We start from the raw sequence: 15,011 nt of genomic DNA on the forward strand, positions 1-15,011 counted from the left end.
ATTTGTCATTAGCCAAATGTGCTATTATTTAAATTCCTAGAGCTTGACCTCCACCAATTTGAATAGTTTCGGCTGTTATAAAAGCCGCGTTGCTACTTGCTAAGAAAGAAACAACAGAGGCTACATCTTCTGGTTGACCTAATCTACCCAATAAAATATTATTTTTCCATGATGCAAAAACTTCAGGTTTTGTTGATTTAATTTGTTCATGAAAAGGAGTATCAATTGTACCCGGAGATACCGCATTCACTCTAATACCATATTCTGCTAGATCTTTAGCCAAAGCTCTGGTTATCGCATTAACTGCTGCCTTAGATGTTCCGTAAATTCCAGCTCCAGGTCCTCCTGCAGTCCATCCTGCATTTGATGTATAGTTGATAATTGAAGCGTTTTCTCCTTTTTTGAGAAATGGAATAGCTGCTCTTGAAGCAAAAAATGTAGAGTCCAGGTTTAAGGCCATTACAGATCTGTAAAATTCTGTTGTCATTTCTTCAAATCTGGATCTTCCACCTAATCCACCAGCATTATTTACAAGTACATCAATTTTACCATACTTTTCTCCAATTGAATTTATGTTTGAAGTTACGGCATCTTCATTTGTTACATCAAATCCAAGATACTCGGCAGTTATTCCTTGAGAAATTAACTCCTCTACTCTTTGAGCTCCTTTTTCATCCTCGATACCATTTAAAATTACAGTATATCCATCATTACCTAATCTTTTTGCAACTTCGAAACCAATACCGCCGGTAGCTCCCGTTATTACGGCTATTTTTCCTTTTGAATTCATTTTTTTTATTATTATTTAAGTTGTTTATTTTTCTTTAATGGGTTTAATTTCTTTAATCAGTACAAATATTGATAGTACCGAAAGTGGTGCTAATACTGCTAGAATAATAAATGCTGGAGTATAAGACACCGTTGTTATTTTTGGTATTATAAAATTCATGATTGCTACAGAAATAGCTCCTATTGTACCCGCTAGTCCAGCTAGGGATCCTACAGATTTACTTTTTAGAATATCACTGGATAGTGTTTGTATGTTACTAATCGAAAATTGAAATCCAAATAGTACTATAAACACAAATGACACGAATTTTTCAGGAGTATTGGCGAATAGTATAGCACCAATAATGGCAACAAAAATAATGGCACCCCCTATAGCAATAACTCTTTTTCTGGCTTTGTCCAGGCTTAATTTTTTCATTAATTTTTGAACATACCATCCACCAGCAATACTTCCTATAGCTGCTCCTACATATGGAAACCAGGCATATAACCCAATTTCTTTTACATTAAAACCATATTGTTTATTAAGATAAATTGGCATCCAGAATACGAATAACCACCAGATAGGTTCGATAAAGAATCGAGATGCAAGAATGCCCCAAGCTTCTTTATGTTTTAATATTTCTAATAAATGAAGTCCTTTATTATTATCTTCTTCTTGATTTGTTTGAGAACGTCCTGCTAGAATAAGATCCTTTTCCTTGTCTGTTATCCATGGATGTTCTTTAGGTTGTTTTTTATTAAAAATTAGCCAAGGAATAATCCATAAAAAACCGATAACACCAATGATTATAAAAGACCATCGCCATCCATATCCTTCAAATAATTTTGCAATAGTAGGTGCTGCAACTATTGAACCAATAGCCGCACCGGCATTAAATATACCTTGAGCAATAGCGCGTTCTTTTATAGGAAACCACTCTGCATTGTTTTTTACAGCACCAGGCCAGTTTCCGGCTTCAGAAACACCTAGAATACCTCGATATAATCCAAGAGAAGCTAATCCTTTAGCAAAAAAGTGTAATAAAGAGGCAAGTGACCAGAAGAAGATAGAGATTACAAACCCTATTTTGGTTCCTACTTTGTCATATACCCAACCAGATATAAATTTACCTGCCGCATAAGTAATAGTGAATATATTTATAATCCAAGCATAGTCTTCTTCTGTTAATCCCAAGTCCTTTTGCATTTCGGGCCACATTATACCTAAAGCAGATCTATCAATATAATTGATAATCGTAGCTAAGCAAACAAGCCCAATAATCCACCATCGTAATCCTTTAACTTTCATATTGTGTTTTTAGTTAAAGGGATTTGTCGTCTAAATATTTCGGTAAAATCCCTTCTTTATTTTTTGTAAGAGGTTACATTAATGAATATTATCCTCTGTATTTGTTTTAATCTTTTTGTTTATAGCAGTATTGATATAGTATTTTGAAATGCGCTTTCATTTTTTCTTTTGCTAGTTTGGGGTTTTGATTTTTTATAGCATCATAAATGTCATTGTGTTCTTGTATCCCTTGAAACGTTTGATTGGTATCACAAACATGATATTTTTCAAAGTTTGTAATTATTCCGGGAGTAATAATTAACATAAATGTATTCATGGTACTATTACCACTAGCTTTGGCAATTGCCAAATGAAATAATAAATCTTCCTGAACTGCATCCTCTCCTTTAATAACTTTATTCGCGTAGGCATCAAGTGCCTCTTTCATGAGTTTTAAATCATCCTCGGTTCTTCTAATTGCTGCCAATCGAGCTGTTTTTAATTCTAATAAAATACGGGTTTCTACCAAAGATTTAAAATCAGGATCATCAAGTCTTAAAATATCTTCAATCATACCATTTAAGGCGGTAACTCCTATATCGGCAACAAAAGTTCCGCTTTGTGGAATCGATTCTAAAAGGCCATAAAATTCTAGTTTTTGAATGGCTTCACGAATACTCCCTCTACTAACTCCAAACTTTTCTGACAAGGATCGTTCTGAAGGTAATTTATCGCCAGGTTCAAGGTTTTTGAAATTTATTAAATCCCTGATCTTTGAAATAATTTGCTTCTGGATATCCCGATTTTCATTTTTAGTTAGTATTTCTAATTTCATAGGTTAAATTGGTATTAGTAAAATTGGTTGACCAGATTGGTTTTCCAAATTTATAAAATTATTCTTTAGTACAAAAGCGTATGGAAGGTTATAATTTGATTAATTATATGACTAGTTTATTAATAGAGTTTGTTATCCTTTTTGTGTATAACAAACTCTATAATATTTGGCTAATTCAAATCTATTATTCCATTATCTTTTGTTCAATTCTAATTAATGACTTACTTCAAGTTGGTAATAGTATACTTTTGCAAATGCTCCTTTGTCGGTAGTGCCTAAATAATTACCTGCTTTAAAATAGTTTTCAAATATTCCCCAGCGTTTAATATTATGATCTTTGTAGACAGCATATTCGTTATCATTTAATGACACGACCATTTTTCCATTAGATACTTTTACCTCTAAAGTGAATTTTTTGAATCCGACTTTTTCCTTAAATGTATATCCTTTATCATCTGTCCAAGCGTCAGTTTTTAATATTTCCATTTCTGACACTTTAGGATTTTTAAGCACTTTGGTTTTTACCCTAATTTTTCCATCTTTCCAATATATTTTTAATATCGGAGGAGCATTATTATCTTTTTGACCTATTTGATCACGTTGCTCATTAGACAATCTGCCATGAATTTGCATGATGATTGTTTTGTGATATTTTCCTTCTTTATTTTTTGATATATCCGCAACTCTTAGTTTTCCTCGCATGGTTCCTCCATCTGCGAATGTCCAGTTAACTTTATTACTACCAGGAATCATTTGTTCCCGTAATTCTGATCGAGAATATTTTGTATTTGCTGTTTTAGAATTTGGAAAGGCATAAAAAACAAGTGCACCCTGTACAGAATCATTGTACATATACTTTTTGAGTACTTCATTATTAGCATAATCCAAAATTTTTGGAGGTTCTACCTCATCAGGTTTACCTACAGGAAGTGTTACTTTCCAATGACTTAAATCTATTTTCGGTAACCGATGTTTCTTTTTCTTTTTTTTCCTTTCTTTTTTAACACTCAAATCTGAAACGCTACTTTTTTGAGTTTGGCAAGCAGCGTTAACAGATAGAAATATTATTACTAAAAAGGGTAATATATTTTTTTGAATGTTTTTCATTTTACAAATTAATTTATAGCTGTAATGGTAACAGTATCAACTCGTATTTCTTCATCTCCACTATTATATCCAAAATCACCACCACCGCCACCAGTAGCAGGGCCGCCTATACCTCTTATAAATAGAGCAACACTATCATTAGCTCCGGCATTAAATGTATATGTATAGGTAATATAACCATCATCATTTGGGTTATCCTGTGTCTCAACTAAAAGATTATTTGCAGCATCTTCAACCTGTGAAATTGAAGCATAACCAAAATCATCTTGAGGAAAATCTACAGTATCTGTGTAGTAAGTAGGAGTGTAGCCACTTGTATAACCAACACCAGCCAAAACTCTTAACTCAAGCATGCTAGGAAATGAACCATTTTCTGAATTTTTAAAAGATGTAACTATTTCTATTGTATAATCAGAGTTGGGTACAACTTCAAACTCTTGATAGAGATGATCAGGTTCATTATTGTCAAGTTTAACAACGTTATCAGAACCGCCATTACCAGAACTAGATTCTCCTTGGTCACCAATACTCTTATTAATCCAAGCAGAACAAGAACAATCAGAACCTGAAGATTTCGGAAGTTTATCAAAAACAGAGTTTATTAGAATAGGGTCTGGTACATCTGGTTCGTCAGGCTCTACTATAGTGATATCTTCAGAAAAAGTACTAGTAACACCTAAAGCATCTGAAGCTGTTAAGGAAACGGTATAAGTACCTTCAGCCGAATACGTGTTTTCTCCATCTAATTCTGTAGAAGAATTACCATCTCCAAAATCCCAAGCAAATGTTGTTGCACTGGTAGATAGATTAGAAAAGTTATACTTAAGAAAATCCACTTCATTTTGCGATGCAGTAAAATTTGCTACTGGTGGTGTTTCATCAGCAATAGATCCGGCTTCAGGTAACTCAAATTCGTAATCACATGCCGTAGTAAAAATCGATAAGACAAATACTGAAACCAACAATACTATTGTATTGATTGATTTTTTTATTTTAATATAATTGATCATAATGACTTTTTTTATAAACTTTTAATAACCGGGATTTTGTGTTAATAAACCGTTACTCAATCCTCTTTCAACTTGAGGGATAGGTAGTAAAAGATCTGTTGCGCTATACCCAAGTCCATTTGCGTCTGAAAATGCCGAAAGTACATCTTGGGCAACATTAAATCGTACCAGGTCAAAGAAGCGATGATTTTCGAATGCGAGCTCTACACGTCTTTCATCTAATAGTTCTTGTTTTGTAATATTGGTAACGATATCTGTTAATCCAGCTCTGTTACGAATTAATTGAAAAGAGTTTAATGCAGCCTGCACTGAGGTTTCTTGGGCTCCTGCCATTATAGCTTCTACATGCATTAATAATACATCTGCATATCTCAATACAATCCAATCATTTCCAGCCAAAGTAGGATCATTTGATGTTGCTGCTATACCAAGGTCGTCATCTCCATTAGGTAAATATTTTGCTACCTGAAACTGAGATGGTTGAATAACATCTTGACGATATGAAAATTGAGTTCGATCTCCTCCTAACGCATCCAAAGCTGCTCTTGCCTCGGTAGTAACATAATTTACTCCACTAGTTCGCCCTACGGCGTTTAGCCATTCGGCAGAGAAATTTTGACTATCGTCATTAACGTCTGGAAGGAATCCTATTGAAAAGATAATTTCATCATTCAATTCGGTATAGAATACATCTTTAAAATTAGACTCTAATGAAAAACCACTACTCATAACAGCTTCCAGAAGTTGTTGAGCTTGATTATAGTTTGTTCCTTGTGTAAGATACACCTTGGCTAATAATGTTTGAGCAGCTGCTCTTGAAGCTCTATTTTTATAAGTATTATCTAAGTTGGCAACTGCACTTTCTAAATCGCTAACAATTAACTCATAAACAGTAGCTGTAGGTATACGGGTAAATTGAATTTCGGTTTCAGAAGGTTTTATAACCCTGTCTACTAGTGGAACATCACCAAATAATCGTACCAAATTAAAATAAGCATACGCTCTTACAAATTTAGCTTCACCTTCAAACCTACCTCTATTTTGATCAGAAGCAACATCTAGGTTTTGAAGAACAATGTTGGATCTAAAAATAACATTGTAAAAGCTTCTATAATAATCTGCTACTAAACCATTTGTAGTTTCAATATTAAAACTTTCGAATTGAGCAGCTTCTCCTTCGCTACTTTTCGTTCTTGTATTGTCACTTCGCATTTCGGTTACATAAAACTCTACCTGTATTGCGTGATTTGAATCGGCTCGAGTATCATTTATACCCTGAATACCATCATACATATTTATTATTCCAGATTCTAATTCTTCTTCATTAGAGTAAAAAGTTGAAGAACTTACTGCCCCGGTAGGTGCTGGTTCTAAGAAATCATCTTCGCAAGAAGATATTCCTATGGCCAATAATAGCACCATTATATATTTAAGTTGTTTCATAATGTTTTTATCTTATGTTGTTTTTATCCAATTAAAATTCCATGTTTACGCCAACTGATATTGTTCTAAATATTGGTGAACCTGCTCTTTGGTAACCAAATGTTAATGCAGCAGGTCTTGTATTCTCAACAAACTCAGGATTAAAACCGGTATATCCATCAGCTGTTAAGTACATTAGATTTTGTCCAGATCCATAAAATCTCACTTTTGTAAAGACACCTATTTTATTCAAAACATCTTTTGGTATAGAATATCCAATATTTACGTTACGCAGTGCTACATAAGAAGCATCTTGAATTATATCATCAGTAAATATTTTTTGACGAATAAATTCTTGATCTGGTGTATCGGCAGTAAAATCTTGTGAGCTATTAAATTGATTAAAAATGTATTGATCTCCCATATTTCTTACTTCGGCACCATGACTACCTTGAAATTGAAAGCTGAAATCCAGGTTACCAAATTGAAACTCATTTGTTACGCTCCAAACAATATCTGGGTATGGATTTCCAAGTATTGTTTTGTCATCGTCATCGATCAAGCCATCTCCATTTAAATCCTTAACATATACATCCTGCGCTTCTCCTCCTACAGGATGATAAGGATCATTGATAAACTCTAATGGTATATCTCTGTCTACTACCCAGCCATAAAAAGAGGATATAGGTTGTCCTTCTAAATTGATCCATTCTGCAGCTCTTTTACTATCCACATTTAATATTTGCCCATTTGAATCTGCAAAATCTATAAGTTCATTTTCGTTTCTAGAGGCAATAATAGAGGTAGACCAGCGAAATTTTTCAGTAGAAATATTTCTTGTACGTAGTTCTACTTCGATACCTTTATTTTCTACTTCTCCGAGATTAACTAGAGCCTCATTAAACCCTGTTGTCGAAGAAATAGGATTGTCTAATAACAATTGATCACTGGTTCTGGTATAATAATCAACAGATCCAGTTATTCGGTTATTAAAGAAACCAAAATCAACACCAAAGTTAATTTCTCGAGATCGTTCCCATTTTAACTCTGGGTTAGCAATGTTAAGAGGGTTTAAAGAAGACACAGCACTACCACCAACCACAGCAGTAGTCGAACCTAGTAAAGCTAATGAAGGATAGTTATCTACGATAACAGTACCTGTATTTAATCTATTATTACCCGTAAATCCATAGCTAAACCTAAATTTTAAGTTACTAATGATATCACTATTGCTTAAAAAGTTTTCATTAGATACAACCCAACCTAAAGATGCGGCAGGGAAATCCCCAAATTTATTATCTGGACCAAAAATTGAACTTCCATCCCTACGATAACTTAAAGAAAGTAGGTATTTGTCATTAAAAGCATAGTTTAAACGACCAAAGAATGACATGAAGCTATTTTCTAGTTCAAAAGAGCTAGCATCAGCAATTTGTGTTGCTGCAGATAGTGTTCTTAGTAGATCAGAATCGTATCCCGTTCCTGTTGCACTTTCATCCGAAGTATCAAATTTTTCTGCTGAGAATCCAACGACTGCGTTTATGCTATGTTGATCAGTTACTTTGTTATATGAAAAATAGTTATCGGTAACCAAGTGAATTCTATTTTGAGAAGAAATAGTAAGAGAAGCTGCAGATGCTCCATTTCTGTTTGATTTCACACCTTGCCAACGAAAACGCTCTGTATTTTGATAATCTCCAGATAAAGCAGTTCTAAAATTCAAATTCTCGGTAATATTATATTGTCCATATACACTACCAAACATTTTAAACCTTCGCTCTCTACGATCTCTTTCTAATACTTTTGCCGCGGGATTTGTATTTGATGTATTACTAATATCTGTTCCTCCAGAAGCTACAGATTGACCAGTTGTTAAATCGAAGTCATCAAAATGTCTTTGTGTGGCGTAATCTCCAATTTGAACATCCGGATGATTAAATTGATTTACAAATTGGATAGTATTTGCATCATGAAAAACAGGTAACCAAGGGGTTTGCCTTAAAATATCATGTACAGAACCATCAAATCTTCGTCGTGTAGTATACGATGGGGCAAGACTACCTCCAAATGCAAATTTGTCATTGGCTTTGGTGTCTACCTTAATCTTATACGTATATTTTTTAAAATCATCAGTTAGTAAAACTCCTTCATCATGGATGTAATTAAAGGCTGTACTAAATTTTGTTTTTTTACTACCTCCTCGAGCACTAAATGCGTGACTCGTTATTGTACCTCCATCAAATATTACATCTTGCCAATCGCGATCGACACCTATCAATTGTTTATATCGAGTACGATCGGATAAAGTACCTGTTGCGGTAAGTTCTGCTGCTGCAGTTTCTGCAACCGAAAAATAGTAATCATCACTTTGTCTAGCTTCCTTAATACCAGTATAGGTGTTATATGTAAATTTAGTTTTTCCTTCTTTTCCTTGTTTGGTAGTTATTATGATAACACCATTACCTCCACGAGAACCATAAATGGCTGCTGATGCGGCATCTTTTAGGACACTAAATGATTCGACATCATTCATGTCAAGTGATCCTAAAAAGTCGTTATCAACAATTAATCCATCTACAACTATAGCTGGGCTAGAGTCACCAGAGATAGATCCAGTACCACGAATACGAATAGTGGGAGCGGATCCAGCTTCTCCTTCGGTGGCTTGTATATTAACCCCGGATACTTGACCCACTAAGGCATCATCAACTCTCGAAACGGGTAGTTGTTCTAGATCTTCATTAACCACTAAAGAGATTGCACCTGTTAAGCTTGATTTTTTTTGCGTACCATAACCTACTACCACAATTTCATCAAGTACCGTAGAATCTTCTAGTAATACAATTTCTAATGTTTTTTGGTTAGTAATAATAATGGTTTGAGCTACGTAGCCTAAATAGGAGATTTGAAGTACGTCATCTGGTTTTACCTGAATTTGAAATCCCCCGTCAAAATCAGTTGAAGTACCATTGTTACTATTAGCAATGATGACATTTACTCCCGGAATGGGTACGTTTTTTTGATCTGATATCTTACCAGATAACGAATAACTGTCCTGTGCCAATAAAGGTATTTGGTATAAAGCCAGGACAATAAAAATTAGTTTAATTTTAAAATTCATTTTAATTATGTTATGTTCCTACAATTAGATGGATATCTATAGTAGATATCTTGGTGAAGAATAAATAGAAGTATTCCCTATTACCCCTTTGTAACTTATCACATAACCATACGATTTTAATTAAATTTCGTATTTTTGCTGGGCATGTGATTGATAAAGTTCATGCAATTTCAATATTACTTCTCTCCGAAAGAAGTAATTCAAAAAGGATGGGTTAGTACCTGTCCTTTTTTTGTTATTTATTTTTTGTTTTCATACAAATAAGTTTGATTGTTTATTAGAGTGATTGTTTTTTTGGTAAACCAAATTGGTTATCCAATTTGGTTTACCAAATATATGTTATTTTAATGTTAATAAAAAAAATATTGACATTTTAAATGTTAAAATTTTGCTGAACAAATACTTTATTGATGATTATATTGAAAACATAGTGATTTCAAGGTGTTCGGCGTTGTAAATATTGTTAGAGTTATTCCATGAAATCTTCCCGAATAGGACTAAAGACATCGATCAAAACACCCGATGCGAGGCAAACTGCTCCATGCATTACATTAGGTGGTATATAGAAAGAATCACCACCTTTTAGAATTTTAGTTTCATTACCAATGGTAACTTTAAACTCACCACTTACAACATGAGTAACTTGAGAATGATAGTGTTTGTGCATTACTCCAACTCCTCCTTCTTCAAATTTGACATTTACGAGCATAATTTGATCATCATACCCCATAATTTGACGTTGAACACCTTCGCCAACGGTTTGCCATTCTATTTCTTTTCCTATTATAAATTCTTTACTTGATCCAAAACTTTTCATGAGACGATATTTAATATTTATTGTTTCTTTAAGATATGTGTGTATGCTCCAACCCAAGTGTAGATTTGTCCATTTATATTTAGGGTATGTGTTTTTTTATTTGCTTCAGTAATGCATACAATAAACATGTGTTTATTGCCTTTATTGGTAGTCATCGACCAAGCTATGTAATTTGCATTTTCTACTGTTATCTTTTGTATTTCATTTATTGCACTACGAGTATTATGAGCAATTTCTGTGACGGGATTATACGATCCATGTGTTTCGATAATATTAATAAAAAGGTCATTTTTCGCTTTGGGTTTTCGAATAATAAATCCTGGATCTTTACGTAAATTAAATTTTGGATCATTGGCTCCAATTCTTGTAAACAAAAATGTATCGTTTGCCTGCATAAAACTAGATAAAGTGTAAAAAGTATTATTAGATAACCATGTTACTTGAGCTGTTCTCTTTCTAGGTGTTGCAATACCTTCAAGCCATAGGTGTTGATACCCATTTTTGCTTCCCATTTTTGAAAGCTGATCGGGATGATTATATTCGAAATTAGTGTCTATGATCTGGCCATGATAATAAAATGGCATGTCAAATTGGTGATTAGTATTGGATTTGAATGACATGACATCGATGAGCAAAGGATTTTCAAATTCTTCATCCTCTAGCATAATCATCGTTCTATGAAGTTTTGTATTTGGGTACGCATTATTTTCTTTTGCACTTACAATTTGAAATTTAGGATTAGAGATATCGAAAAGATATTTTTCTGAGTGATGTACATTCGCTAATTCAAATTTCCCTCCAAAATGTGAAGTTTCGTCTTGAATAATTGTGTTGTGAGCAATACTTTGCTTGGCCCATGTTTTATTTTCTTTAAGATATCCTCCTCCATTTTTTTGTTCAATATTTACGAATCTAGCCAAACCATAATCTTGAAGTACTTCATTACCATTATGATAATACGAGAAGGATAATTTATCATAATGCCCATGGCTTAAACCTTGCGCCGTATATTTCATTATCAAATTGGTGAGGTGATCCGTTGAGCGCAGTATGCCTATACCTCCTTCTGTACCATCCGATCCATCTTTGAGTTCGATGGATTTTTTTATAAAAGGTATAGCTTCGTTATTTTTGATTCCCATTGCTACTGCCAATCCAGCATCATCTAATTGTACAGTATTTTGTTTTTTGGCAATGCTAAGAAGCGAAGCATCTTTTCCTCCGTATTGATATGCTATATCTACAGCAGATATTAACTCTTTGGAATAGTACGACATCCCTTTTTGACCATCATTAAGAGGGAAGAATTCACCATCTTTATTTGTTAAATTAAGTAATGCATAAACGGCTTTTATTAATACTCCTTCCTTGTATTCGAAGATTTTTAATTCAGGTTTTTTATTTTGTAATGCTTGGGCAAATATCATAAATGGATACATCGCATATCTTTGATAATAAGGTCCTTCGGTATAGTACCCATCGGGAGAAAATGGTTTGTTAAGATTAGCCAAAAAACCAGCTTTTTGTCCTTTTTCTATTATAAAACCACCATCATCGTCTTTTAAATTTGTATTCAAGTTACTTTTCTTTAATCCGTATAGTGCCTTATGTATTAGTTCATCATTATCCATAACCAAACCGATCATGCCCACAGCTACATTTCCCCAGGTACTATGATTATGTATACGATTGAAAAATTGTGGATTTTCATTAGACAAGAAATTGGCAAACGGAATGAATAATTCTTTCTCCAAATGTGCTCTTTCTTTTGGGGATAAATAGTTGTAAATACAATCATAGGCTTGGCTTACATACACTAACCAATTGGCATCATTTAAGCATTGCCAAAATATCTTTCCTCTGGCGTAAGATCTAACTTGTGGGTGTAAAGGAAGCGTTGGGTACATATCTGCATAAACTTTTAAAACATCATGCACATATTTGGCATATTTTTCATCTCCCAAAATTTGGAATAATACGCCAGCTTTTTGAAGTGTTATCCAATTTTTTTTATGTCTGTCATGAGTATAACCTCCTGCCATATCTTTGGGAACAGGTACATGAATACCCGTAGCTATTTCCTTATCAATTTCGGTCTTGGTTTTGGAAAGAGTTTGATCAAAAACAGGAATCTGTCCTAACTGCATTTTGATGCTTTCTACTCCCTTTTTTGTTAAGATTAAATTTGGATGTTTTTGTGCATTACACAGTGTTCCCAAAAAAAATGCGATAATGATAAAAAAGTGTTTGCAATAATCGGTGGAGAGAAGAATATTTAATTTTTTCATGTTTACTTATGAATTATTCCAATGGCTTTACCATCATCACCTTTATTATGCAAGCTAGAACCTTCCTGTAGGGTGTATGTTATATTATTCTTGAATTTTGGATTAATGGCCCATAAAGAATCAATCTTATATTTCTGATCTCCAGTAACTGATACTTTTTCTGAATTAAAGAAGTTTGTATGATGTACTTTTGCAATTGGTCCACCAACAACTAGGTGCATCTGTATGCCTTTACTGTTTCTGAAAATGCTATTTTTGATTTCGGCATTTTGTACGCCAACTAATGAAATAGATTTTTTGTTTTTGTTTCTTTTTCCATTCCCAACATTATCCAATACATTATGATCGAAACTAAGGAAGGGGCCAAATGTACTTTCATCTTTACCATCTCTAACCAAGTTTAAAACGGCGCCATCTATATTAGAGAAAATATTGTTTTTTAAAACTACAAACTCTGCATTAAAAATTCCGTTTTCTCCAATTTCCTTGTCTAAAGAGAGAATAGTACCCGTAATGTTTTTAAAGACAGAATTCGTTATACTAATCGTATCCGCTACTGTGTTTTTGAATACTTTAATTGCATCATAAGAATGATTAATATTTAGATTCTTGAAATCACAATTATTGATAATTAGTTTGTAATTCTTGTTCATCGAATATTTACTGGTTCGTATAACTGCATTACCAGAATAATCGGGAGCTTCTTTTCCGTCAAAGATTAATTTACTTAACTCTAAGCTTCCGCCATTTTGGATATCAAACAATGATTTTTTCTCAAAAGTCACTGTTGATTTTTCTAGAAAAGAAGTGATTGTAACCGGATGATTAATATCAATTATTTTGGTGGTTAAATATCCGTGTGCTGCCGTTAATTCTATAATATCTCCAGGAGACGATATTTTTATCGCATCAAACAATGTATTAATTCCTGGAGCAACCTGTATTACTTTTCCTGAGTTAAAATGTACAGTTGAGTTATTTTTTGGATACCATGAAGGACCTGTATTTTCCTTCGAAGGAATATCGAATGTAAATTTAGCACCTGCTGTTAAATGATTTTCACTAGGGACTAATAATTTCTGTTGATTTTCTTTTAATGAAAGTTTTTTAGGGATAAAGCCTTTGGGTAATACAGAAGAAGTATTTGGACTAATGATATTATTGTTAAATGCGATACCACTAATATCGTCGTATATAGTAAATGAATTATTTTTTAATTCGTTATAAAAAATGTTGTTTTCTATACTAGAATTTATAGGTGTTGCGCTTCGTTCATTATCACTACCAGCACACAGTTGTATATAATCGCAATCAATAAAAGTATTATTTCTGATTTTGGCATCAGCTACCTGAAAATACCTGTTTAGAGGAGAATTAGGTACACCATTCATAACCACTAATGCCCCACCAAAACGATAACCAGTAAGTCCTATTGCGTAATTATTTTCTACTGTTTGCTGCCCATTAATGACACGAATACCACCTGTACTTGGGATTTTATTTCCAATAAATACATTGTTTTTTACCAAAGTTTCGTTACCATGACGCATGGTCAGGGTTCCTCTGCATTCGTAAAAAACATTATTACTAAATGTATTTTGACAGGATTTATTAGAAATGATTTCTAACTCTCCACCACAACGATCAAAATAATTATGTGCAACAACAGTGTTCGAATTACTTAATGAATGATGACTGGTTCCGATCCTAAGAGTCTCGCCTCCGTTAGATCCTAAAGTTTGTCTAGGACCAAAATAATTATGATCAATTTGGTGATGATTTTCTAAAAACTTTTCAGAATTTAAACGTACGGCCATGGTCACGCCAAGATTGCCTTTACCCTCAAAATGATTATGATCGATTCGATTGTTCTTACCATAAATACCAATCCAGTAATCTTGTTCCCTTCTCTCGGGATTACTGTAATTATCAATAACGCATTCGGTTAGGCGACAATTAGAAGCAAAGTTATTTTTGTCTTTTTTAAATGAAATAACTTCAGAAGTAGGGGTGAACCCATTTTTAAATACCAACCCGCTAATAACCAGGTGTTCACCGGCTATACGTAAATAAGATTGTCCTTCTAATACGGTTTCTCCCTTTTTTTCAACAGTTAGAGTTATAGGTTTATCTTTTGTTCCTGTGGCTTGAAAAAGTAATTCGGCATCTTTCCATGTTCCTTTGGCTAGTACGATAGAATCTCCCGGTTTTACATGTAAAACAGCCTTGTTAAAAGCATCAACAGAAGTTATAACATTAGATAAAGGTTCTTTTTGCTCAGTGTTTTTACATGAGTAAAAGGATATACCTAAACATAAATAAAATAGTATATTTTTCATAAAACAAATCTGG

Annotated in this window: 10 protein-coding genes; all 10 read right to left on the reverse strand. The window is 33.4% G+C overall.

The window, feature by feature from the left end:
* Nucleotides 1–28: 28 nt before the first annotated feature.
* A complete protein-coding gene (locus tag DK508_RS02160; protein WP_109299099.1) occupies nt 29–790 on the reverse strand; it encodes an SDR family NAD(P)-dependent oxidoreductase in 762 nt (253 codons plus the stop codon).
* Nucleotides 791–814: 24 nt separating this feature from the next.
* Nucleotides 815–2,080, reverse strand: coding sequence for an MFS transporter (locus DK508_RS02165; RefSeq protein ID WP_109299100.1), 1,266 nt, complete (start codon nt 2,078–2,080; stop codon nt 815–817).
* 106 nt (nt 2,081–2,186) lie between these two features.
* A complete protein-coding gene (locus DK508_RS02170) occupies nt 2,187–2,894 on the reverse strand; it encodes a FadR/GntR family transcriptional regulator (protein WP_109299101.1) in 708 nt (235 codons plus the stop codon).
* Between the two features lie 213 nt (nt 2,895–3,107).
* A complete protein-coding gene (locus DK508_RS02175) occupies nt 3,108–4,001 on the reverse strand; it encodes a polysaccharide lyase family 7 protein (RefSeq protein ID WP_109299102.1) in 894 nt (297 codons plus the stop codon).
* A gap of 8 nt (nt 4,002–4,009) precedes the next feature.
* Entirely contained in the window at nt 4,010–5,011 is a 1,002-nt protein-coding gene (locus DK508_RS02180) for a PKD domain-containing protein (protein ID WP_109299103.1), read from the reverse strand.
* Between the two features lie 21 nt (nt 5,012–5,032).
* The gene (locus DK508_RS02185) at nt 5,033–6,454 is read right to left on the reverse strand and encodes a RagB/SusD family nutrient uptake outer membrane protein (protein ID WP_109299104.1); all 1,422 of its coding nucleotides are present in this window, start codon (nt 6,452–6,454) and stop codon (nt 5,033–5,035) included.
* Between the two features lie 31 nt (nt 6,455–6,485).
* The gene (locus DK508_RS02190; RefSeq protein ID WP_109299105.1) at nt 6,486–9,554 is read right to left on the reverse strand and encodes a TonB-dependent receptor; all 3,069 of its coding nucleotides are present in this window, start codon (nt 9,552–9,554) and stop codon (nt 6,486–6,488) included.
* A 469-nt stretch (nt 9,555–10,023) separates the two neighbouring features.
* Nucleotides 10,024–10,371, reverse strand: coding sequence for a cupin domain-containing protein (locus DK508_RS02195; protein WP_109299106.1), 348 nt, complete (start codon nt 10,369–10,371; stop codon nt 10,024–10,026).
* 17 nt (nt 10,372–10,388) lie between these two features.
* Entirely contained in the window at nt 10,389–12,659 is a 2,271-nt protein-coding gene (locus DK508_RS02200) for an alginate lyase family protein (protein ID WP_109299107.1), read from the reverse strand.
* A gap of 2 nt (nt 12,660–12,661) precedes the next feature.
* Nucleotides 12,662–14,998 (reverse strand): chondroitinase-B domain-containing protein, encoded by a 2,337-nt coding sequence (locus tag DK508_RS02205; RefSeq protein WP_109299108.1) that lies wholly within the window; start codon nt 14,996–14,998, stop codon nt 12,662–12,664.
* Nucleotides 14,999–15,011 lie beyond the last annotated feature (13 nt).

This window comes from Aquimarina sp. AU474, from assembly GCF_900312815.1.
GTDB lineage: Bacteria > Bacteroidota > Bacteroidia > Flavobacteriales > Flavobacteriaceae > Aquimarina.